Origin of the sequence: Methanobrevibacter sp., from assembly GCF_017409525.1 — an archaeon.
Lineage (GTDB): Archaea > Methanobacteriota > Methanobacteria > Methanobacteriales > Methanobacteriaceae > Methanocatella.
The window spans coordinates 138,263-160,660 of the sequence record NZ_JAFQSO010000014.1 but is presented as its reverse complement, the minus strand read 5'-3'; the positions used below and the strand labels follow the sequence as shown (position 1 = coordinate 160,660).

The window sequence follows — 22,398 nt, the reverse complement described above, 5'->3', positions numbered from 1 at the left end:
TAATCTTGAAAGACATTAAAAATTAATTTAATTATTACTATTATCTATTTATTATTATATAAAATTAACTAAAAAATAGCTATTTTTTAAACAAAATAAGAATTTTAAAAAAAGTATTTTTTGCAAATGCAGTTGCCGGGATTCGAACCCGGGTTGTAGGCTTGGAAGGCCCAAGTAATAACCAGACTATACCACAACTGCAAAAAAGTGCGGCGTCCGGGATTTGAACCCGGGTCGCTAACGTGGCAGGCTAGAGTCTTAACCAGGCTGGACTAACACCGCATAAAAACTAACAACAAATTAACTTATGTTTTAATATTATATAAAGTTTTGCATTATCTTCCAATTATCTGTTTAATTATCAATTTGTCATCCTGATCAACTGTTCTGATTAATAGAATAACAGCAAAGTAGACCACTATTGAAACCGGCATTGCAACCCACATATTCAAATTGAGGACATATAAAACAATTCCCAAAACACCTGATGCAACACATATTTTAATGACATCGAAAACAAGATGCCTGTCCGGAAGCTGGTTGATCTTTCTGAGCATGTAGAATTCCAATATCAATATTAGAATTTCACTCAAAACAGTCGCAACGGAAGCCCCATAAACATCATATTTAGGTATTAAAACCATATTCAGGCAAATGTTGAAAATGGCCGCTGCTGTATAGATTTTTGTTACTGAATACTCCTTGTGAGATGCATTTAAAACCATTGAACATGCCCCATTGATAAACAGGAAACAGACTGTCCAAATCAATATCTTTAAAACACCACCTGCCTCAATATATTCAGCGCCGTAAATCGCAATGATGTCATAGCCGTAAAATATAGTGAAAACGGCAATCGGTATCGTGATTAATGACAAGTATTTGATAGATTTGACAAAACTGAAATTCAACAGATTTTTTTCATCGACAAACATCTTACTCATGACCGGGAAAATTACAGAAGTGTAGATTGTATAAAACAATGATAGGACCGTGATTAGCTTATATGCTGAGTTATAAAGCCCTGTTGCATAAGTTGTTGAAAATTGGGTAATCATGACCAAGTCAATTGAGTAGTATATTGTATAAAACATTCCAGTTAAAGCAAATGGAAGGCCCGCTTTTAATAAAACTTTATAAAATTTAAAATCAAAAGACAGATTCGGCCTGACAGTATACTTTTCAAGAGCATAAATCTCATAAAGCAAGGCAATGAAGTTGGCAAAAATATAAGCAAAAACTATTCCCATCAATGCAAAGTCTGTGAATGTAACCAAAATAATGAATATCAATGTCAGGACATTTAGGACCGTATTGGTGATTGCCTGATATTTCATCTTCTCGTGTGCCTGGAATGAAGAAAACAGGACAGCATGATAAGACTTGATTAGATTTTCAAAAGCAACCAACAAACAGATTATGATTAGCTTACTTTCCCATCCAAGAACTAATAATGCAATGTATACCGCCGTAATATACAAAACAGAAAGGAACAGCTTTAAAGAAACTGCATTGTCCATATACAAATGTTCATTTTCAAAATCCGTGGAAATGGCTCGAACAAGATAAGTTGGAAGACCAAAATCAATTATAATACCAAAAAGTGCAGCAAAAGAAACTGCAGCACCAAAGGCACCATAATCAGAAGGACCCAAATACCATGCTGTGACAATTGTCCAGACAAATGCACAGACGCTGGCTATGATTTGGGAAACCATCATCCAACCCATATTTGCAAATGCAGTTCTAACCTTATTAGCCATATTATTACCTTAAACTTTTCTAGCTAAAATACATATCCAATCATTATCTTCATCAACATAAGCTTTAAAATCTTTAAAACCTGTTTTTTCAAGAGATTCCTTCAAGACATCTTCGGAGTATATTTTCATGTCAAGAAGTTCTACCAAATCATCATATTTTTCCATTTCACCTTCTCTGTAAACCGCTTCATTACAGAAAAATACCAATCCATCTTTTTTAAGAACCCTATTGACTTCTTTTAAATCATTGATAAAATCCGGCCAGAAGTATATTGTTTCAAAACCTGTCACAATATCAAATGTTTCGTCGTAAAACGGCATGTCTGAAACAGAACCCTGCAATACATTGACAATACCCTCATCAATATACTGCTTGTTTAGATTCTGGGACTTTTCAACGCTGACTTCAGAATAGTCAATGCCCACAACTCTGCCGTTTTGGGAAATTTGGCTTGCAAAGCGCTGAATGTTCCTTCCACCACCACAACCGACATCCAATATTTTGCTGTCTTCATCAATATCAAAATGACTCACACCCCATTGGGCCATCGCCTCATGGGATTCGTTCATCCTGTCCAATATCTGATGACCTAATTCGCCAACAGGCTTTCTTGCATTTTTAATAAGCTCCTTATCTTCAATGTGATGGCCTGTATCAACCTTATCATTTTCACCCATAATATCACTTTTTCATTCCTTTACGTGTTTTGATGGCCTGTCCAGTCTGGAACTGCTCTATTTCACAGGCGCTTAAAAGAGATTTACCATAAGCAAGCAATTGATCTTCCTCAGATACAATCAGAACTTCATCCTTTGCCCGTATATTTTCATCACATTCAGTGACGAATTTGCAGAATACGCTTTTTCCATCGAGTGCAAAAGGCACGGAGTCCTCGTTTACAACAACCCTATTTTGAGGATAAGGCATTGCATTGTGAAGTCTTTTTGCACCTTCTTTTGATAAAATCAAATAAGAATCGGATGCCCTCATGTTTACAATCAACACTTTTCCGTCATATATATGTCTGATTTTTCCTGTCTTTTTACTTTTCTCTATGTTAATGTTGCCTGTAAATAATGCATCGCCTGCTCCAGCACCAAACTGGTAGTCTGCAATGGCCTTGACTTTTTTAATGTCATCCTTTTTGAACCTGATTTCATCTGAACATTTGCATTTGTTGTAAAGACCAATTTCCAAGTCCTTGACAACCCTTGAATGGATGAGGACCTGTTCATAGTACTCTGCAAATTCTGAAATGAAATCTTCCAAAAATTCAATGCCATCCACATCACGGGTTTTAGGAGCATCATTTTGACTTAATGGATAAACTTCATCAATCTCTAGAGGAATCAATCCGAATGGAATATCTAAAACCATAAAATCAGTGTTTTCCAAATCCAGCTCTTGTTGTGCGCCATAAATAAAGAATTCACCTAATTTGCCTGAAACAAATTTTGAGTAAGGCTTTCTTGTAGGCGGCAAAATCACCAAATCCCTTTTTTTAGGCATTTCCCTTAACTTTTGCATATGCCTTAAGACTTCCGCCCTGCACAATGACTCAGGACCAGTGTAGAAAAACGCTGACTTTTTACTCCTTGGATCATATTTTTCCAAATCTTTGGAGTAATTTCCAAGCTGCCTTACGGCTTCAAGAAGTGAAGGATGAGCACGGCAACGCTCTTCAACAAGCTCCATTAGATTTCCATCATAAATGGCCTGCCTGATTAACCTCAACTCTGCAAATGACACATGCAAGTTATGTTGAGCAATTAAATCCCTTCTTTTCTCTTTTGGCATTGTTCTTAGGTCCTCTGGAGTGTATTTGGTACATACTTCACATGAACACGGCATTTCCTGCAGGTTTTCCAATTTATAGGTGCCTCTTGTTGACAATAACCTGTCATCTTCCGCATATAGAATATAAGCTGCTGAATCAAAAAGGTCGCAGCCCATTGCAACACAGAGTGCAAAAATCATAGGATGGCCAGCTCCCATCAAATGGCGGGGAACGGTATCCGATAGCTCAGACATTGAATTCATCACGACATCAACCAAATCCTTATAGTGATATGACTCCATCAAAGGAACAACTGCACCTATAGGATACAAATCAGCATCAAGCTTTGACAGCTCACGTGCACATTCACGCCTTAAATCCAGATAAGTTGAACCCTGAACTACTGAATTTAAAAGCATTTCCATATTTTGCTCTTTTTTAAATTCAACTGCTTCTTTTGCACGTTCCAATGTAATTTCCAAATCTTTTTCTGCTTTTTCCCTCTCAACAAAAGGAGCTGTTGGAATGTCCAGGCTTGTTCCGATATCAGTTTTGATCAATTCCTGAAATTCGATTACCTCTTTGTTTGTAATTTCAACATCACCGTAAACGGACAACTGAAAAGACCCAGAATCGGTCATGATAGGGCCATCAAAGTGAATCAATTCATGCAATCCTTTCTCAACAGCCTCTTTTTTTAGCTCATCATCCTTGTAAATCAAGTATGCATTGGTAATTACAATATCCGCACCGTATTTGCCAACATCGATTGCCTGTTTACGCGGATGAATGACCGGCATTAAAGCTGGAGTTTTAACATCACCATGTTTAGTTTTTAAAACACCAACCCGCCCCATATTATCTTTAGCTTTAATTTCAAACATTTATTTAACCTTAATTAATTAATTTAATTGAACTTAATGATTCATTAAAAACTAGATTATATTAAGTTCGCATCAAAAATTACCTCCAACGAATTCCTTGGAGTTTAACAATATCTAAATAAACATTAAATTAGAAATTATATAAATCTTGCTCAACCTGAAAATTAAAAATTAAATTAACATGTTGAAAATTAGTTTTCGTGTGAAATTTTAACTAAATCGAAAAATGAAAATATAATGTTAATTTATAACAAATAAAATCCAAAAATTAAACCTAGATAAAATGACTTACGAGAATGATGCAAGAATAATCAATGATGACATATTTGATTTAATAAACCAATGTTTCGATGAAGAAAAAAGTAGTCGAAATAATGAAAGCAGACTTAATTTTTTTGACACTTACAACAATTACTTCGTTTTAACTGATGATGGATCTTATTCTATTAATTCAAAAGAAATAAATCACAAAGTTGAAACATTACATACATCTACAGGTGCAATAAGCGAGTCGTTTGAGAAGTTTATCAAACCGATGAAATTCAACTATGATGCGGACATTGCAATTTTGGACATTTGTGCAGGAATAGGTTACAACACATCAGCCGCCATTGCGGATTTCATGAAAAATGGCAACGATTCAAAATTGACTGTTGATATGGTGGAAATATCCAAGGCAACACTTGCCTGTGGACTTTTGGTTCCATCACCCATCAAAGAGCATGACATCACCAAAAAAGCCATTGAAGAGGAGCTCATTAGACAGGATTATGCAACCTTGAGTTTGGAAACCTGTGAAATTCCAGAAAACATCAATATCAACGTTTACATTGAAGATGCAAGACAGACCGTTCAGAAACTGAAAGACAATAGCTATGATGCAATTTTTCTAGATCCGTTCAGCCAGAACATGGCTCCCGAACTGTTTTCAGTCGAATTTTTCAGGGAATTCAGACGAGTGATTAAATATGACGGCATCATAGCAACTTACACATCTTCCGCTCCTGTAAGAGCAGGGTTTATAGAAGCGGATTTCTACATTGGCCAAGGCCCGATATTTGGAAGAAAGCAGGGTGGAACACTGGCCAGTCCAAATCCATTGATGCTTGATACATCCCTTCCGAAAAATGATGAGATAAGAATCGCCCTGTCTGATGTAGGAATTCCATTCAGGGACATCAATTTGAACAGTACCAGCGAGCATATTCTAGATGAAAGAACAGAAGAAAGGCATGAAGCTCGCCACAACACTAAAATTTCATCTGCAGTCAAAACACCGATATTTCTGGCTTGTGAAATGGATGATGAAAAACTGAAAAGGCGTGTCGAGCGCAACCTGGCCAAGATGAACATTCCATCAACAACATCACCCGAAGCGGAATATATCGTTGAATGCGAAACTGATTACTCAAAAAAACAGGATATTGAAAACAATTCCAGAACTAGAATCCTAGAGATGGAAAAAAGATTAAAAAAAGTAAAAACAGGAAATTATGGAGATACATAAGTTCCGCTTTTTAAAGTGTAAGCATCCGCTTTACTGCAAGAGTGAGTACCGGTAACAACAGTCAAATCGCCACCAGTTCCTCCATGATTGTGTCCAAATACGGACCAGTCACTGTCACATTTTGCACATAGCACTGCTCCTTCAGCGCTACTGCCCTCTTTTTTACCTGTTGCAGGGAAAACGCCATAATTTGCAGTTTCACTGCCTGCCCAGAAAATGCTCCAGTAAAGCTCATGGCTGCCACAGTATGGGCAAGTTCTATTGAATTCTGTTGCATAGAAAGTGTAGCCATATGTGTAATATTCACCCGCAGCGGAAGCCCTTCCAATAGCTAAAATGGTTAATCCGTCCTCTGAAACACCATATTGATTATATGATTTTCCAGTATCTAATGGATAAACGGTTATTGTCTTATTTAATATGAAACCGCTAGCCAAATCTTTACAAGTAACCACATATGTACCCACATCAAGATTGAACTCAAGAGTTGCAGCGCCATTGGAATTGGTCCTGACTTTATGAGTCACATTATTGAGCGTAATTTCCATATCCTTATTTTTCGCAAGGCTTCCATCCGAATTCAAGAGAGTTGCGGTAAATACTGAAGTCCTATTTGATGCTGCATAGGCATCACTTGCTTTAATGGAAGCGCATTTAACAACAACTGAAGTATATATTGAGGATTTGGTATAAGGATCATAAGACTTGAAACTGTATGTTCCAGCACTCAATTTGAAATTGACGCTGGCGATACCGTTTGCATCTGTTTTAGCAACCTTTTTTACCCCATTAATATAGACATGCACATTTGCGTTTTTCACCAATTTATCGTCTTTGTAAAGCTTAACTTTGAATGTTGATGTTTCATCTGAAAATACAGTCATCTTTTCTGCCTCCATGGTTGGTGAAATCTTAACTGTATTGACTGCTTTTTCTCCTGTCTGCGGATTTATTGAATACATCTTAAAGGTGGTTGGCTTTGAAATAATCTTTAAGGTCGCAACACCTTTGGAATTTGTCTTAGCTGTAAAGTAGTTTCCATGCGCATAAAATTTGACATATTTATTGGCTAAAACCTTACCGTTCTTGCCATAAAATGTAGCTGAAAATACTTTGGAACTCAAATAATGTTTTGAAACGTCAGATGCAATAACGGATGTCTTGATTGTGATGTTTCGAGAAACCTTGTATCCATTCGGATGGACAATGTCAATTTTATAAGTTCCTACTTTCAAATCAACGCTTAAGCTTGCCACTCCTTTAGAATTGGTTTTCTTGGTATATGTCTTGCCATTCAATATAAATTTAACGTTAGTATTTTTCAACGGATTTCCTTTATTGTTTAAAAAAGTGGCGGTGAACTGATTGGTATTCTTATATATCTTAGTTAGATCATTTGCCTTTATTGTGGAAACTACTTTTACCGTATTAGAGTTAAAAGCATTCTCATAAGATGCAGAAATAGTATAGCTGCCCGCATCTAAATTCAAAGGAAGTGTAGCCTTACCGTTTGCATCAGTAGTTTTTGTATAATCCAATCCGTTGACGTTAAAATTAACAGAAGCTCCCTTTACGGGCTTATTGTCTTGAGTTAGAACAACATTATAATCATATCCGCTGTAGTATGTTTTTACATTACTGCTAGTCAGCGTATAATTGGAATCAGAATCAGCAGTTAAAGTATCCCCATCTACAGAAATTGAGTTGGCACTTCCCGAAGGAGGCTCCTCATCAACTTCTCCAGCAAGCATGTCATCAGTTGAATTTACATCTGCTGCAGAAACTGCAGAAATTGATAACATGAATACTAGAGTTATTAAAAATAAACTCATTTTTTTATCAAACATAAGTTAACCCCATTTAACCGTTTGTGATAATAACTTATTTTACTTTATGTATAAAAAGCTTTTGATTTTTGAAAAAAGTACAAATAGATTTAATTTGGTTAAAATAAACATTTATAAGTTTATAAATACTTTAAAAAGATTAAATTTATTGAAATTGATAACAAAAGAAAATTTTCAAATGAAATTCAAATTTTTATAATTAATAAAAGCCAACTAAACATCCATTTAATTAGTAATACTAGTTTATAATAACAAAAGATTTAGTTAAATGCGAATAATAACAATAGGATTTAAAGTTGAAAACAAATAAAAAGCTAACTAAAATAGCTTAAAACAAGATTTAAAGCAGAAATAATAAAAAAATAGAAATTGTAAAAAAAGGTTGAAAACACCTTATTCTACAGTTACGCATTTTGCCAAATTCTTAGGCTTGTCAGGGTCATGACCCTTTTCAAGAGTAATGTAATAGGCAATCAATTGCAATGGCACCACATAAACCAAAGGTGCAATGATTTCTTTAACATTATCATTTATGCCAATGACCGCATCAACTTTACTTTTAAGTGACTCGTCATTTTTTGAACCGATGGCCAATACATTTGCCCCACGGGATTTGACCTCTTCCAGATTACTCATGGTTTTTCTGTAATTGTCTCCAGGAGGTATTATTACAACGACAGGGATTCCTTCATCTATCAAAGCCAAAGGACCGTGCTTTAGCTCACCAGCAGCATATCCTTCACCATGAATGTAAGTGATTTCCTTAAGCTTCAGGGCTCCCTCAAGAGCTGTTGGGTAGGAATATCCCCTTCCCAAATAGAAAAAGTCACGGGCATAGTTGTATCTTTTGGAAAGCTCTTTGATGTATTCGACATCTTCCAAAGTCTCATCGATGAAATCAGGCACATTATCAAGTTCCTTTAGCAATTCAATGTTTTTGGAAAGCAATGCTGCAAATAAATAGATTGAAGTCAGTTGTGCCACATATGTTTTTGTTGCTGCAACTCCAATTTCAGGGCCTGCTTGGGTCTGAATAACATAATCCGCCCTCCTTGTGATGGATGATCCTGCAACATTAATGATTCCTAAAGTCTTTGATGTCTGATTGGCCACATCCAAAGCCTTAAGTGAATCTGCGGTTTCACCGGATTGTGATATGAAAATGACTAATGTTTTGTCATCCAAAGTATTTGCGGAATATTTGAACTCCGAAGCGAGAATCACATCGGTTGGAATTCCTGCAAGGGATTCTATCAAGTATTTGCCTGTCAGTGATGCATGATAAGAGGTTCCGCATGCAACAAAACAGATTCTTTGAATATCATCAATATCATCGATAATTTCCTGAATGTTGTCTTTTTGAGTCAATGTATTTCTAACGGCAGTGGCCTGTTCATTGATTTCCTTTATCATGAAATGATCATAGCCTTCTTTTTCAGCCATTTCAGGAGTCCAGTTAATGGTTTCGATTTCCTTGTTAACAACATTATCGAATTCATCGTGAACAATGACTCCTTCCTTGTCCACAATCACTATTTCTCCCTTTTCAGGATAGATTATGTCCTTTGCATATTTTAAAATCGCGGGAGAATCAGATGCTAAATAATAGCCGTCTTCACCAAGTCCTACTATCAATGGAGAGTCCTTACGAGTTGCGACAATCTTGTTTGGTTCGTTTATACTGATTGCAGCAATTGCATATGCTCCCTCGATTATTTCAATTGTTTTCCTGACTGCATGTTCAAGGTCGAATTTTTCAGCCATGAATTTTTGAATCAAGTGAGGGATTACCTCAGTGTCTGTATCAGACTTGAATACATGCCCTTCGAGAGTTAACTTTTCCTTAATTTCAAGATAATTTTCAATGATACCATTGTGAACTACAGCAACGGTATTCTCTTCATCAACATGAGGGTGCGCATTCAGCTTAGAAGGGTCACCATGGGTTGCCCAACGAACGTGAGCTATTCCAAAATTACCTGGCATGTCTGTTAAATCCAAACTTCTGTTCACTTCATCTATTTTTCCCTTATCCTTTTTGATGTGGATTTTTCCATCTGAAAATGTCGCAAGACCTATCGAATCATAACCCCTATATTCCAATTTAGAAATACAGTCAAAAAGAATAGGCGCTACATCCTCATCATCTTTCAATATACAACCTACAATTCCACACATCTAATCACCTTGATAATCATAAATGTCCTTATAAAGCTTTACAACATCCCCAATAATTAAAATAGCAGGAGTGTTGATTTTTTTATCCGAAATATCACGCAATGTACCGAAAACTATATTTTCATCAGGCAATGTTCCGCTTTCAATGGCACAAACCGGAGTGTCGGCTGAGCGATATTTCATAATTTCAGCAGTGTTCTCCTTGATATTTCCAATTCCCATTAAAATAATTAATGTATCTGCAGTATAGTCCCAATGAACTTGACTTTCTGCTTTTGTTGGGTCCTCATGACCAGTTACAACAGTGAGTGATGTTGCAACTGCCCTGTGAGTTACAGGTAGCCCTAGTGAAGTCGGCGCTCCAATAGCTGAAGTCACTCCAGGAATTACTTCAAATTTGATATCATGTTCCATTAAAGCCAATATCTCTTCACCGCCACGACCAAAGACAAAAGGATCTCCTCCTTTAAGCCTTACAACATTTTCATGGCTTTTAGCCTGCTCGATGATTAATTCATTGATTTCATCCTGTGTCTTATAATGTTCGCCCGCTTTTTTACCGACATATATTCTTTCTGCACTATCGGGTGCATGGGCCAATATTTCCTCATTAGCCAAATAATCATACAAAACGACATCAGCCTTGTTCAATGCCTTTACAGCTTTAAGTGTTATTAAATCAGCATCCCCCGGACCTGCACCAATTAAATAAACTACCATCCAAATCACTTATAAAAATCCTTTAAAGAAGTTTAAACCATCATCAGAACCAAACAAGTCTTCACAGGCTCTTTCAGGATGAGGCATCATTGCACACACCAAACCAGATTCATCGCATACGCTTGTGATAGCTTCCATAGAACCGTTAGGGTTTTTGCCTTCAAACTGCAAAACGATTTGATCCTGGTCTTTCAACAAATCAATGTCTTCTGTGTAAAATCTTCCTTCAGCATGAGCGATAGGAAGAGCGATTGTTTGATTTGTTTTGAATGCCTTTGTAAATGGAGTCCTTGAAGTTGCAACCTTCAAATCAACCCATTCGCAATTGAATTTGGGATATTCATTAGTGATGAAAATGCCTGGAACAAGACCTATTTCCCCTAAAATTTGAGCCCCGTTACAGATTCCTAAAACTGGTTTTTCTTCTTTTACAAGTTCTTTTATCCCATCAATTACTGGAGTAATGGAAGCCATTGCGCCTGCTCTCAAGTAATCCCCATATGAAAATCCACCAGGAATAACAATGCCGTCATAGTCTGTTAACTTTTCCTCGCTCCACCAAATGTATTCTGGAGTGAGGCCCGCTAGCTCAATAGCCTGTGCAACATCCCTGTCACAATTAGTTCCCGGAAATCTGATTACGCCAATTTTCATTTTCTCACCTTATTTGCCGCAAGCCATGTTTTGCGGAATGACATTGATTTTATAATCATGAATTACCGGATTACAAAGTAATCTTTCACACATGTCAATTACATTTTCCCTGATTACTTCCCTGTCTTCCCCTTCCATTTGGAATTTGATAATCTCAACAGTCTTAACATTGTTTACATCATAACCAAGCAATTCAAGGGACCTTTCAATGGTTGTTGCTTCAGGGTTTAACATACCGCTTTTAAGAGAAATTTTTACTTCAATATCAAATAACATCTAAATCACCTTCTCATCATCTGGAATAATTCTATTATATACTTCTACATAAGCAGCCATCACTTCATCATCTTTTCCTTTTCTGAATAACTCCTTATCCAACATGTCGAGGGTTTCGCTATCCCATAATCTGCATCCATCAGGAGATATTTCATCACCTAAAAGAATGTTTCCATCCTTATCCTTACCGAACTCGACTTTAAAATCAACCAGGATTATTCCAGCATCGGCAAGGAATTCTGTTAAGACTTCATTGATTTTCAAAGCCTTTTCAACTAGAATGTCAACTTCCTTTTGGGTAGCTATTCCTAATGCATCGATAAGAGAACGATTGAGCATTGGATCATGATATTCATCATCCTTATAATCCATTTGAACGATTGGAGGGTCTAATTTAGTACCATTTGCAATCGGATATTTGCGGACTAAGCTGCCTGTGGCAATGTTGCGAACAATCACTTCAATCGGAATCATTTCAAGTTTCTTTGCAAGCATGACGTTAGGTTCCGGAAGGTCAATGAATTGGGTCTCAACGCCGTTTTCCTCTAAAACCTTGAAAATTTTTGCAGAAATTACAGCATTGTAAGCTCCTTTATTGTTCATCACTTCCTTTCTTGCACCATCGCCTGCAGTCATGTCATCCCTAAACTCAATAATGACCTCATCATCATTTTCAGTGGTGAAGACACTTTTTACTTTTCCAGAATTAATTAACTCTTTTTTGTCCATGATATCAACAAAATTATTAAATTATTATATTATAATTTTTGATTAAAATATTATATAAAAGTAGTTAAAAAAAGAGCTGTTTTTACAATTCATTAATATATTTCACATCACTTTGTGTCTGTCCAAACTTCATGCCATTCAAGGAGCCGTTCGGAAGCACGGACATTATGATGACAGGATAGTCATCACCCGGTTTTATAAACATCTGGTGAGTGACATTCTGACGTGTTGTGACTTCAATTTTATACTCCTTGCCTGTTTTTGAGAAATCACCATCCAAAAAGACCTCGTTGAACGTTTGATTTGACAAATAATCTGGAAATTCTTCAATTATTTTAAAATGTTCTAATAAATCTTTAAAAATCATGTTTATCCATTCCATGTATCCTAAACTGCATTACAATAAAGCTTGCAATATTTCAATTCATTTAAGCTTTCTTTTAGTATATGAAAATGAGCGTTGAAATACTTTTCTATTAATTTATATATCAAAAAAATCAATATTATAAATTATGAATATGAAAGATACCGTGATACTTCTCATGTTTTTATTATGTATTTTAGGTTTAATTGCTGGGGTTTATTATAGCGAAAGTATTGAGCCTACCTTAAAAACAAACAACAGTAACGGAGTTCATCAAGATTCAAACAATACAACCAACAGTAGTGTAGTTCATCATGATTCAAACAAAACAAACACCACTCAATTAAATCAGCAAAATAATGAATTTAATTTTGATAATTTTTTACCTAAACTAATACCTATTTTCCAAAATCATAAATAGTTATATTATATTTTTATATCTAATTTATGTAATATAACTAAAAAAAATGTTTTAAGGTTAGAACATGCCTAACCATTTTAAAAAAAAATATTATTCAACAATGAAAAATTTATATTGTGTTTCTGTATGATCGCTTAAATCTTTAAATATGTCATCTGAAAAAATATTATTGCAATTCAATTTTTTAAAAACCTCAATGTATTCATCTTCAGTTCTGTAAATAGCACTATAATCTGATTCCAAACCTTCAGAATAGAAATCCTTAAGAGTCAGTCTTGTTTCCATACATGAAATTGGTTCCATTGCAAATATTTTCATGTTTTCAGAACCTATCTTATTGACTTCCTCCATTATCTTTCCAATGTCTCCATCATTAATGTACATCAGAAATCCACTGAAAATAACTACATCAAAAGGGGGTTCAATCAATAGCTCATCAACTTTAATATCAGTGGCTGACATTACCTGGAACTTACAGTTACCATAATTTTGTGAATTATTAGCTATTTCAATGAGATCTTCCGAGAAATCAAGGCCTAAAAATGACTCACACTTATCATGTAATGCCTCAGCCCATCTGCCGATTCCGCAGCCGATTTCAATGACTTTCTTGCCAGCAATGTCAATGTTTTCGAACAATAATTTTTTCTCTTCCTTGTGCCTTTGTTCGGAATTCTCCTTATCTTGGAATAATACAATAGATAAATCACTATCAAACTCTTTATTTGCTCTTTTATTGAAGAAATCTTTTACTTTATCTGTATTGATATCTTCCTTATCTCCATATAATCTAGACATAATCTCTCCACCGAATGTTTTTAATAACCTATATACTATGATATTGACCATTAAAATTATTTAAATATTGTTGATAAAGATAATTTACAATAAACTTATCAAATTAATATTCACCAAAATCTATTTCATTTAAAACATGCGCAACCCGTTCTTCTTCAGGAGGAAGTTGCATATAATCACCATAAATAGGATTTAAAGTATTGAAATCATTATTAGGAATGTAACTATTTAGATTTTCAAATTTAATTTTTTTTGGAGGTTTATAATCATCTTTTTTAAAAGTTACCCTTTCCATCAAGGTTAAATCAGTGACATATTCTCCACTACTACTTTCATATTTTCTAAATAACCTAGATAATTTTTTTTGGAAATAACCGGGAGTAATATTAATTAGATTTAATAAATTATGTGCGCAATTTAAAATAAAATTCATTCCTTTTGAATAATTATCAAATTTCAAAACAGAAATAGAATATAATCTTGCTAGATAATAACATCTTTGAATAAATAATTTTCGTTTAAACTTATTATCTGGCAAATTATCCAAAATAAATAAATCTATATGAATCCCCAATTTAAAAGATACCTGTTCATCCCAATACTCTGCCCAATATGTATCATTCAAGGACATTCTACCAAATTGAAAGAAATATTCACTATTATATCTTGAATCAAAAATTGTATATTTTTCATTAGGATTATCTTCCATTACATTTAGAAATTTTTCATAGTCTTTCCTAAACAAAAGCACATCAACATCATCATCCCAAGGAATGAAACCCTGATGTCTAATTGCACCAATTTGGGTTCCATAGATTAGATAATATTCAATATCATTTTCATCACAAATTTTTGAAAAATCACTCAAAATCATTAATTCAACATCTTTAATATGTTGAAGATTATCCCCATCACCCATCTTATCGCCAATGTCAGTATTTCTTAATACTATTTACATCATTATTTTCAAAATCTTCCATTATCTTGCAAATTGCTTTTGAAACTTCAAAATCTATGTATGCATTACTTTTTCCAATTTCAATCGATTTTGCAAATGCCACAAGCTCATATCTTATTCCTTCACCATCTAACTGGTAGAAATACTTTTTATTGTCTTCTTGGTTTTCATACCTTAACTCAAAATAATCTGTTTTCCACCATGGAGCAGGAACATAAGCATACCCCTCAGAACCTGAGATTATTAATTCTCCTTCGGATTTTACGCCATTTGCAACTTTAATTGATGCAACAGCATTTTCATATTGAAAATCAATTTTTGTAAATAAATCAAAATTTGGTTTATCTTCTAAAATTAATGAGTTAATTGATTTATTCTTATAATCAGTGCCTAAAATTTGGAAAATCGGTAAAAGTGCTGTTGGCGCCCATGCTGTGATACTACTCCAAGAATTATCATCATACTCCCTTAAACTTGTACATGTTGCATCAATAGAGTAAACGTCACCAATTTTTCCACCTTTAAGCAACAACAACAATCTATTATATGCAGTAGAGTAAGCAGTTTTAATTGAGTCCATCAATATTAAATCATTTTTAAAAGCTAAATTTTCAAGTTCAATATACTCTCCCTTTTTTAATGCAAAAGGAGATTCGCATAAAACATGTTTACCTTTATTTAATGCTTTTTTAATTTGTGCATAATGTTTAGTAGGATGAGAAACAATATAAACTGCATCAACAAGGTTTAACAATTCATCATAATCCTCAGCAAATGTTAAATCATCGTTTTCATAGCATTTCCTTTCCTCTTCATTATCCATTAGAATTGCATTTACTCCAATTCCATTAACAAATTTAGATTCATCATAAAATTTTTTCAAGATATTTCCTTCACCAACAAGACCTAAATTAACACTTCTGTTCTTGGATCTGATATCCGAACTTGAAACACCTTCAGTCCTATCAAGATAAACCACATCACAATATTCTTTAAGATAATCAAAGTGTCCAACCCAATCAGACCCGACAGTGAAAATATCTACTTCAAATCTTTTTATATCATCAATTTTCTGGCCTTCATATTCTTCAATGACAATTTCATCGGCCAACCCTGTTGCTCTTACAGATTCTATTCTTTCCATCAATGATTGTTTTACATTGATTTTACCTCTTTGCTTGTCAAAATCATCTGCAGTAACACCAACAATCAAATAATCCCCTAATTCCTTTGCTCGTTCCAGCAATCTTTGATGTCCATAATGGAACAAATCATATGTCCCATATGTTATAACCTTAATCATGAAGTATACCTCGTTTTTCTAAATCATGTAACGCATCGATTAATTTATCATTATCATCAATTGTTAAATCACCAATATGCCCCACTCTAAACATTTTATCTTTAATATCTCCACCATTTGGATTTACCCAAATATTATACTCTAATTTTAATTTATCCACAATCACAGAAGCATTTTCACTTTTACAAAAGATTGCAGTAACTGAATTGGATAGAGATTCTGTTTTAATCTCCAATGGCAAATCAGAAATCCTATCTCTAAAATCTTCAGCTAGACTTTTTATCCTTTCAACCTCCGATTCTACACCACCTTGAGATTCGATTTCTTTTAGTCTTTGATTAATTTGCAATAATATACCTACTGCAGGAGTAAATGGAGTTTGACCCCTTTCACCATTTTTTAACATGTCTTTTATGTCAAAATACATTGATTTGACTTGATTATCTTCAACCCTTTTTAAAGCATTGGGGCCCAAAACAATAATAGAAACACCCGGAGGGCAAGCCAAAGCTTTTTGAGAACCTGTAATGACAACATCGATGTTTTGTTCTTGCATGTTTAATGGATTGGCCAAAAATGAGCTAATAGCATCAACAACCAAGAAAATGTTATTTTCTTTGCAAAAATCACTTATCAAATCCAAATTATAATATACTCCGGAGCTAGTCTCACAAATGTTAACTAAAAATCCAGTATATCCTTTATCTGAATATGAATCAAGAATTTCTTTTGTAATATCACTTCCAAAATCGAGTTTTATCTCATCGTTTGCAATATTGTGAATATTACATAAATCAACAAATCTCTGACCAAAACCCCCTCCATTAACAATTAAAACCTTATCATTCTCATCAAAGACATTCATAACCGTGGTTTCCATAGAAGCGGTGCCAGATCCAGTAATGAATACTACTCTTGAATCATCACTAGAATATACAAACTCTTTCATCAGTTCTTCATTTTCAATCATTACTTTTGAAAATTCATCGTTTCTAAAATAAGGAGTCTGTTCACCTCCAATTTTTCTAACAGACTCACTACTCATTACAGGACCAACAGTGAAATTTAACATAAAATGACTTCCTTAATACATTAAAAAAAAATTTATATTATTTTATATAGATATATTCTAAAAAAAGAAATATTTAAAAATTTCCAATAATAATTTAAATTATTAAAATTTAATTTAATCAATAAAACGAAAAATAGAAGGAACATAATATGATTAAATCAAAACGATACGATGACGAAACATTGAAACATTTACAACAAGTCGAAATGAAACTTTTTAAATATTTCATTGAAGTTTGTGAAGAACACGATTTAACCTATTTTATGTATGCCGGGAGTTTGCTTGGAACTATAAGACATCAAGGATTCATTCCATGGGATGACGATATTGATGTAATCATGTTTAGAGAAGACTTTGAAAAATTAAATAAGATTTTTGAAAAGAACATTGATGAAAAATATGGATTTTTTAATGTTTTAAATGAGGAAACATACCATTATACCTGGGGAAGATTAACGCTAAAAAATACTCTTTTTAAGGAATGGTGGGCTGACCAAGTTGATTATACGCCAAACATCTTCCTTGATATTTTTATTTTGGATAATGTTCCAAATAACAAATTTAAAAAGTTCATCCATAGATGGACATGTTTTTCATTAAACCAGTTAACAATGTATTCCATACTTAAATTTAAAAACAATTCTAAAATAAAAGAACTAGTTCAACAGACAATATATTATACATTAAAGATAATTCCTATCTCACCATCCACAATAAAGAAAAAATGCGTGAAATCATTTTCCAAATACCAATATGAAAACTGTGAAGAGGTATGCGATTTCCCATCCGAAAATTTGATGCCCATTTCTTTTAAAACCGATTGGTTGCCTATAAAAAAAGCAAAATTCGAAGATTTAGAAGTGAACATACCTAATAATTATGATAAGATATTAAGGATGGATTTTAACAATTACATGGAGTTACCTCCAGAAGAATCCAGATTTAATCCTGCTCCAGAGGAAATTGATTTTGGAAAATACTAAAAATAGAAAAATGTATCCCACTACATCATTTAATACATTTATTTAGAAGCATGTGAATTTTTAAAAATAGCTTCTGCTAAGGTAATATCAAAAGGACGAGTTATTTTAAAATTACCTTGATCACCCCGAAATAACTTCACATCCGCATTTCTTAAATAGAAAAGCATCATTGCCTCATCTAATTTAGCAATTTCATCCTCAGATAAATCTGTGTAAATTTCTAAGAATTTATCAATATTAAATGATTGCGGAGTTTGTGCATGAAGTAGATATTTCCTTAATGGAATATCAGTGAGTTTTCCTTTTTCTTTAGATTCAAATATAACATCTGTAGCAGGTATTACTGCACTAGCCGCACCAACTTCAATTGCATATTTAATACTGTCTTCAATTAGTTTTTCAGATACAAATATCCTTGATGCATCATGAGTTACTAAAATAGAATCTTTTTCGCAATTTTGGTCTTTCATATACTTAATAGAATTCAAAATGGTTCCATTACGAGTTAAGCCACCTTCAATAACTACAAGTTTATCATTTTTTGGGAAATGTTCCTCAATTAATTCTTTTGTTTCACCAATAAACTCTTTTGGAGAGGAAACAATAATCTTATCAAATTTTGCAACATTTAAGAATTTTTCTACTGAATGAACAAGGATAGGTTTATTATTAATATAAACAAATTGTTTAGGTTTCCCTTGTTCTAATCTAGTTCCTATTCCTCCCGCTAACATGGCTGCGCAAATCATTAAACATCCCCCTTATAATTTATCCCAAAACTTTACAAATGCTTTTTTTGGATTAATTCTATTAATAATTACATCATAAGTAAAATCAACTGTTGCACAATCAATATTATATTGTTCGCATAATTCTTTCATTATAATGATTGTGTTTTTTCCTTCAAAAAGAACTCCTGATTCCTTCTCGTCAATAACAATTTTTTGACCATATAAAACGCCTAAAGTATGATTTCTACTTACATTTAAAGTTGAAGCTGTAATAATATCTCCAAAACCGCAGTAATCATCAACAGTACTGCGATTCCCACCAAATTTTTCAATTAAATCTTTTGTTTCATTATAAGTTTTTGTAAATACTGAAAAACGTGCATTATCATTTATTTTCATTCCTTCACAAATCCCTTGTGAAATTGCAATTACATTCTTAATAACACCACAATATTCTACGCCAATCACATCATCACTCGCAGAAACTTTGAATTTAGAAGTGGACAATGCTTTATTAACTTTTTCAAGGTATTCTTTATTTTTACATGCAACAGATGCGGAAGAGAATGTCCGTTCAACCATTTCAGAAGCAATATTGGGTCCAGACAACACTGCAGCAGACCTGCCAATTTCTTCTTCAATAACCTCACTCATTCTTTTTTGAGATCCTTTTTCCAAACCTTTTGCTGTATTAACAAGAACACAATCATCAGAAATAATATCCTTTAAATTACGGGAAACTTCCCTAATCGTAGATGAAGGTAATGTTAAAAAGATTAATTCAGCATCTTTTAACTCTTTTAAATCATTAATAGCAATAATATTTTCTTCTAAACGAATATTTGGAAAATAATCCCTATTAAAATGAGTTTTATTTATTGAATTAACAATTTCTTCCCGCCTAGCATATAATAAAACATTTTGAGTATTTTCACAAATAGTTTGGGAAATAGCTGTTCCCATAGCACCTGCACCAACAACACCGATATTCGAAAACATAATTTATAATTTGATTTTTAAAATATAAAAACTAATACTCCCCAAAATCTAGAATTTCAGGAGCTGCATTATACCTATCTTCCTTTGGAGGAACTTTCATATAATCCCCATAAATCTGAGTTAGAATTTTATCATAATTTTTTGGAATTTTAACTTCAAAATCTTCAAATTTAGCTTTGATTGCGGGTTCAAAATCATCTCTTTGATAAGGCATATATCCTGCTAGATTAAAACAATCCACAACTCTTTCAGTTTTTTTATTGTTAAAAAAAGTCATTTCTTTTGTGAGTAATTTCTTCCAAGTTCTACGATTTATTGGGATAAAATTTAAAATATCATAAACTGCATGATGCAATTTAGTTCTAAATTTAGTGTACATATCCACCTTAATACATGAATTAATAACAAATTGGTAAAAAAAGATATATCCATAATGATGCAATTTGCCTAAAAAGTCACTTTTAGGAATATTATCCAATATAAATAAATCGATATTAATTCCCAGTTCATATTTAACATACGAAGTATACCAACGGCTAAAGGTAGTATTTTTTAGTGAGACTTTTGCAAAGGAGCCAAAGCAATCCTCAATGTAATCCATTTGAATAAGATCGTATTTTTCAGGTAACTCATTGTAGAGGATATCTAACGCTTTATCAAAATCATCTCTAAATAAAATGATATCAATATCATCATCCCAAGGAATAAAACCTTTATGTCTAATGGTTCCTAAAAGAGAACCTCCATACATATAATATTTTAAATTATGTTTATCTAAAATACTTACAACATCTTTGAGAATCATTAATTCAATTTCTTGCAAATGCTTTATTTCTTCATCAGAATACTTTTTAAATTCCCCTACACTCATGAATTTTTATCTATTCAAAATCGTATATAAAGATAAAGGATAAAACACAACTCTAACTTAATTTTTGTTATTTAAAAGATTATACAAGATTAATGAGTTTCAATATAAAAACAAGAAAAATCAACGATGAATGTTAAAGAACAGGATTAAAAAAAATCCCAAATAACATTTACCCCATTGAATTCTACTGTCTAAATCAAACGTAGTTTAGAAAATAGGATTTAAAGCATTATATCAAAAAAAGATATATAAAATATATACACTATATATAATATACACCATAACATGACTTCAATTAGATGAAATATTATAATATTCCATTTGAGAATAATAATTCCACGTTTGAACGATAATCATCTAATTTAAAATAACATAAGAACAGCTATTGAATTACAATTTTAAATAAAAATGGGGAAATAATATGGATTTTAGTAAACTCTATAAAAAATTACCTAAAAAAATTCAAAAATCTGAAACTCTTTTATTATATGGCATGAGACTTGCAAAATTTGCACATTCAAAAAGTAGTCCCAGTTACCCGAAACCAAATGAAATGTCAAATTTTCTAATTAAACATACGAATATAAAAGTTACAGGTACACTTAAAGATGTCCAATCATTATATGTTGAATTATTAAGATTTATTGACAATATATGTAAAAAATATGATATGGAATATTGTTTACTATATGGAACTCTTTTAGGAGGTATTCGTCATAATGGTTTCATACCATGGGACGACGATTGTGATATTTTAATGATGAGATCTGATTACAATAAATTAATTGAGATATTGCCTAAAGAAATTAGCAAACATGAATTCTTTAAAGAAAATTGTACTTTAACTAGATTAATTAATCGTGAAGAAAATTATTATAAAGATTTTCATAGTGCATATGATAAAGAAGTTGGACATGATAAATTTTTTAATCAACCAGGGTTAGGAAGGTCTGCATTTTTACAGTTAGGTTGGTTAAAACCTATGGTAAAATTAGATATATTTCCATTTGACTATATAAAAGAAGAATCAGTAGATTATTATACAAAAAATTACTTAGGCCACAAATATTATCTTAGAAATTTATATTATGAAAAGGATTTCTCTTTTGAAAAAGAATTTAATGAAAGATATGAAAAATTAGGATTAACACCACATAAAACAAATTTCATTGGCGAAGGATTAGATGGATCCTACATCGAAGATGCTGGTGTTATTGATTCCAATGTCATATTCCCTTTGAAAACTACAAAATTTGAAGGATATGAGTTAAAAATTCCAAATAAACCTATAGAATTCCTTAAATTATGGTTCGGGGAAGATTATATGAATATTCCCGATAACATTGTAATGCACCATTATAGTGAATATAACCAAACATTATTTGAAACACAAGAAGAACTAGATTTGGAATTTAAAAAGGTCATTGCTTATTTAAAAGAAATAAATGATAATTTTGAATAAAATTTGTCAGTGAAAAAAAATAGCTTATTATTACCCTGCCCAAAAAAGGAATTTAGATAAATTACAAAGTCGACTAAAATTGATGATTTATTGAATAAAG

21 protein-coding genes and 2 tRNA genes are annotated in these 22,398 nt (G+C 32.8%); 4 read left to right on the top strand and 19 right to left on the bottom strand.

Features of this window, described 5'->3' with window-relative positions:
• Positions 1–127 precede the first annotated feature (127 nt).
• The 5 genes from IJE64_RS09075 to tgtA form a co-directional block, all read right to left on the bottom strand.
• Positions 128–201: transfer RNA gene (locus IJE64_RS09075), tRNA-Gly, on the bottom strand.
• A gap of 7 nt (positions 202–208) precedes the next feature.
• Positions 209–282: transfer RNA gene (locus IJE64_RS09070), tRNA-Gly, on the bottom strand.
• A 53-nt stretch (positions 283–335) separates the two neighbouring features.
• Positions 336–1,763: a flippase gene (locus IJE64_RS09065; RefSeq protein ID WP_292785032.1), complete on the bottom strand. Its 1,428-nt coding sequence runs from the start codon at positions 1,761–1,763 to the stop codon at positions 336–338.
• Positions 1,764–1,772: 9 nt separating this feature from the next.
• Entirely contained in the window at positions 1,773–2,441 is a 669-nt protein-coding gene (locus tag IJE64_RS09060) for a class I SAM-dependent methyltransferase (protein ID WP_292785030.1), read from the bottom strand.
• 4 nt (positions 2,442–2,445) lie between these two features.
• Positions 2,446–4,425, bottom strand: a complete 1,980-nt coding sequence (tgtA, locus tag IJE64_RS09055) for a tRNA guanosine(15) transglycosylase TgtA (protein ID WP_292785028.1) — start codon at positions 4,423–4,425, stop codon at positions 2,446–2,448.
• Between the two features lie 283 nt (positions 4,426–4,708).
• On the opposite strand from tgtA, the gene IJE64_RS09050 reads away from it, so the two are divergent.
• Positions 4,709–5,932, top strand: a complete 1,224-nt coding sequence (locus IJE64_RS09050) for an MnmC family methyltransferase (protein WP_292785026.1) — start codon at positions 4,709–4,711, stop codon at positions 5,930–5,932.
• On the opposite strand, the gene IJE64_RS09045 is transcribed toward IJE64_RS09050, so the two are convergent.
• The 7 genes from IJE64_RS09045 to IJE64_RS09015 all read right to left on the bottom strand — a co-directional run bounded on the left by IJE64_RS09045 (position 5,917) and on the right by IJE64_RS09015 (position 12,703).
• A complete protein-coding gene (locus tag IJE64_RS09045; RefSeq protein ID WP_292785024.1) occupies positions 5,917–7,779 on the bottom strand; it encodes a hypothetical protein in 1,863 nt (620 codons plus the stop codon). The two genes, IJE64_RS09050 and IJE64_RS09045, sit on opposite strands and share 16 nt — an antisense overlap.
• Positions 7,780–8,172: 393 nt before the next feature.
• Positions 8,173–9,957: a glutamine--fructose-6-phosphate transaminase (isomerizing) gene (gene glmS / locus IJE64_RS09040; protein ID WP_292785021.1), complete on the bottom strand. Its 1,785-nt coding sequence runs from the start codon at positions 9,955–9,957 to the stop codon at positions 8,173–8,175.
• Positions 9,958–10,677 (bottom strand): uroporphyrinogen-III C-methyltransferase, encoded by a 720-nt coding sequence (gene cobA / locus IJE64_RS09035; protein WP_292785019.1) that lies wholly within the window; start codon positions 10,675–10,677, stop codon positions 9,958–9,960.
• Positions 10,678–10,686: 9 nt separating this feature from the next.
• Positions 10,687–11,331 carry a phosphoribosylformylglycinamidine synthase subunit PurQ gene (purQ, locus tag IJE64_RS09030; protein WP_292785017.1) on the bottom strand — a complete coding sequence of 215 codons (645 nt, stop codon included), beginning with the start codon at positions 11,329–11,331 and terminating at the stop codon, positions 10,687–10,689.
• 9 nt (positions 11,332–11,340) lie between these two features.
• Positions 11,341–11,607 (bottom strand): phosphoribosylformylglycinamidine synthase subunit PurS, encoded by a 267-nt coding sequence (purS, locus tag IJE64_RS09025; protein WP_292785015.1) that lies wholly within the window; start codon positions 11,605–11,607, stop codon positions 11,341–11,343.
• Positions 11,608–12,336 carry a phosphoribosylaminoimidazolesuccinocarboxamide synthase gene (gene purC / locus IJE64_RS09020; protein WP_292785013.1) on the bottom strand — a complete coding sequence of 243 codons (729 nt, stop codon included), beginning with the start codon at positions 12,334–12,336 and terminating at the stop codon, positions 11,608–11,610.
• Between the two features lie 82 nt (positions 12,337–12,418).
• Positions 12,419–12,703, bottom strand: a complete 285-nt coding sequence (locus IJE64_RS09015) for a hypothetical protein (RefSeq protein ID WP_292785011.1) — start codon at positions 12,701–12,703, stop codon at positions 12,419–12,421.
• 145 nt (positions 12,704–12,848) lie between these two features.
• Here IJE64_RS09015 and IJE64_RS09010 point away from each other — a divergent pair, with 145 nt between their 5' ends.
• The gene (locus tag IJE64_RS09010; RefSeq protein ID WP_292785009.1) at positions 12,849–13,121 is read left to right on the top strand and encodes a hypothetical protein; all 273 of its coding nucleotides are present in this window, start codon (positions 12,849–12,851) and stop codon (positions 13,119–13,121) included.
• Between the two features lie 90 nt (positions 13,122–13,211).
• Here IJE64_RS09010 and IJE64_RS09005 read toward each other — a convergent pair whose 3' ends face one another.
• From IJE64_RS09005 to IJE64_RS08990, 4 genes are all read right to left on the bottom strand, one after another.
• Complete coding sequence (locus IJE64_RS09005) at positions 13,212–13,919, bottom strand: class I SAM-dependent methyltransferase (protein WP_292785007.1); 708 nt, start codon at positions 13,917–13,919, stop codon at positions 13,212–13,214.
• 103 nt (positions 13,920–14,022) lie between these two features.
• Complete coding sequence (locus IJE64_RS09000) at positions 14,023–14,838, bottom strand: phosphorylcholine transferase LicD (protein ID WP_292785005.1); 816 nt, start codon at positions 14,836–14,838, stop codon at positions 14,023–14,025.
• Between the two features lie 13 nt (positions 14,839–14,851).
• On the bottom strand, positions 14,852–16,180 hold the full coding sequence (locus tag IJE64_RS08995) for an adenylyltransferase/cytidyltransferase family protein (RefSeq protein WP_292785003.1): 1,329 nt from the start codon (positions 16,178–16,180) through the stop codon (positions 14,852–14,854).
• Positions 16,173–17,252 (bottom strand): alanine--glyoxylate aminotransferase family protein, encoded by a 1,080-nt coding sequence (locus tag IJE64_RS08990; protein ID WP_292785001.1) that lies wholly within the window; start codon positions 17,250–17,252, stop codon positions 16,173–16,175. The genes IJE64_RS08995 and IJE64_RS08990 overlap by 8 nt, the downstream gene beginning before the upstream one ends.
• Before the next feature lie 149 nt (positions 17,253–17,401).
• Here IJE64_RS08990 and IJE64_RS08985 point away from each other — a divergent pair, with 149 nt between their 5' ends.
• A complete protein-coding gene (locus tag IJE64_RS08985) occupies positions 17,402–18,235 on the top strand; it encodes a phosphorylcholine transferase LicD (protein ID WP_292784999.1) in 834 nt (277 codons plus the stop codon).
• 38 nt (positions 18,236–18,273) lie between these two features.
• On the opposite strand, the gene IJE64_RS08980 is transcribed toward IJE64_RS08985, so the two are convergent.
• The 3 genes from IJE64_RS08980 to IJE64_RS08970 are packed head-to-tail and all read right to left on the bottom strand — an operon-like array spanning position 18,274 to position 20,836.
• Entirely contained in the window at positions 18,274–18,984 is a 711-nt protein-coding gene (locus IJE64_RS08980) for a 2-C-methyl-D-erythritol 4-phosphate cytidylyltransferase (RefSeq protein ID WP_292784997.1), read from the bottom strand.
• Positions 18,985–18,996: 12 nt separating this feature from the next.
• Entirely contained in the window at positions 18,997–19,965 is a 969-nt protein-coding gene (locus tag IJE64_RS08975; RefSeq protein ID WP_292784995.1) for an NAD(P)H-dependent glycerol-3-phosphate dehydrogenase, read from the bottom strand.
• Between the two features lie 31 nt (positions 19,966–19,996).
• The gene (locus IJE64_RS08970; RefSeq protein WP_292784993.1) at positions 19,997–20,836 is read right to left on the bottom strand and encodes a phosphorylcholine transferase LicD; all 840 of its coding nucleotides are present in this window, start codon (positions 20,834–20,836) and stop codon (positions 19,997–19,999) included.
• Between the two features lie 421 nt (positions 20,837–21,257).
• Here IJE64_RS08970 and IJE64_RS08965 point away from each other — a divergent pair, with 421 nt between their 5' ends.
• Entirely contained in the window at positions 21,258–22,298 is a 1,041-nt protein-coding gene (locus tag IJE64_RS08965; RefSeq protein WP_292784991.1) for a phosphorylcholine transferase LicD, read from the top strand.
• Positions 22,299–22,398: the final 100 nt, after the last annotated feature.

What these genes read in the sequence shown, in the direction of transcription:
- IJE64_RS08985 (WP_292784999.1), top strand. Translation starts at nt 17,402, where the DNA reads ATGATTAAATCAAAACGATACGATGACGAAACATTGAAACATTTACAA.
- IJE64_RS08990 (WP_292785001.1), bottom strand. Translation starts at nt 17,252, where the DNA reads ATGTTAAATTTCACTGTTGGTCCTGTAATGAGTAGTGAGTCTGTTAGA.
- IJE64_RS09000 (WP_292785005.1), bottom strand. Translation starts at nt 14,838, where the DNA reads ATGGGTGATGGGGATAATCTTCAACATATTAAAGATGTTGAATTAATG.
- IJE64_RS08965 (WP_292784991.1), top strand. Translation starts at nt 21,258, where the DNA reads ATGGATTTTAGTAAACTCTATAAAAAATTACCTAAAAAAATTCAAAAA.
- IJE64_RS08980 (WP_292784997.1), bottom strand. Translation starts at nt 18,984, where the DNA reads ATGATTTGCGCAGCCATGTTAGCGGGAGGAATAGGAACTAGATTAGAA.
- IJE64_RS09045 (WP_292785024.1), bottom strand. Translation starts at nt 7,779, where the DNA reads ATGTTTGATAAAAAAATGAGTTTATTTTTAATAACTCTAGTATTCATG.
- IJE64_RS09050 (WP_292785026.1), top strand. Translation starts at nt 4,709, where the DNA reads ATGACTTACGAGAATGATGCAAGAATAATCAATGATGACATATTTGAT.
- IJE64_RS09060 (WP_292785030.1), bottom strand. Translation starts at nt 2,441, where the DNA reads ATGGGTGAAAATGATAAGGTTGATACAGGCCATCACATTGAAGATAAG.
- cobA (WP_292785019.1), bottom strand. Translation starts at nt 10,677, where the DNA reads ATGGTAGTTTATTTAATTGGTGCAGGTCCGGGGGATGCTGATTTAATA.
- IJE64_RS08995 (WP_292785003.1), bottom strand. Translation starts at nt 16,180, where the DNA reads ATGATTAAGGTTATAACATATGGGACATATGATTTGTTCCATTATGGA.
- IJE64_RS09065 (WP_292785032.1), bottom strand. Translation starts at nt 1,763, where the DNA reads ATGGCTAATAAGGTTAGAACTGCATTTGCAAATATGGGTTGGATGATG.
- tgtA (WP_292785028.1), bottom strand. Translation starts at nt 4,425, where the DNA reads ATGTTTGAAATTAAAGCTAAAGATAATATGGGGCGGGTTGGTGTTTTA.
- IJE64_RS08975 (WP_292784995.1), bottom strand. Translation starts at nt 19,965, where the DNA reads ATGTTTTCGAATATCGGTGTTGTTGGTGCAGGTGCTATGGGAACAGCT.
- purS (WP_292785015.1), bottom strand. Translation starts at nt 11,607, where the DNA reads ATGTTATTTGATATTGAAGTAAAAATTTCTCTTAAAAGCGGTATGTTA.
- IJE64_RS09015 (WP_292785011.1), bottom strand. Translation starts at nt 12,703, where the DNA reads ATGATTTTTAAAGATTTATTAGAACATTTTAAAATAATTGAAGAATTT.
- purC (WP_292785013.1), bottom strand. Translation starts at nt 12,336, where the DNA reads ATGGACAAAAAAGAGTTAATTAATTCTGGAAAAGTAAAAAGTGTCTTC.
- purQ (WP_292785017.1), bottom strand. Translation starts at nt 11,331, where the DNA reads ATGAAAATTGGCGTAATCAGATTTCCGGGAACTAATTGTGACAGGGAT.
- IJE64_RS08970 (WP_292784993.1), bottom strand. Translation starts at nt 20,836, where the DNA reads ATGAGTGTAGGGGAATTTAAAAAGTATTCTGATGAAGAAATAAAGCAT.
- IJE64_RS09010 (WP_292785009.1), top strand. Translation starts at nt 12,849, where the DNA reads ATGAATATGAAAGATACCGTGATACTTCTCATGTTTTTATTATGTATT.
- glmS (WP_292785021.1), bottom strand. Translation starts at nt 9,957, where the DNA reads ATGTGTGGAATTGTAGGTTGTATATTGAAAGATGATGAGGATGTAGCG.
- IJE64_RS09005 (WP_292785007.1), bottom strand. Translation starts at nt 13,919, where the DNA reads ATGTCTAGATTATATGGAGATAAGGAAGATATCAATACAGATAAAGTA.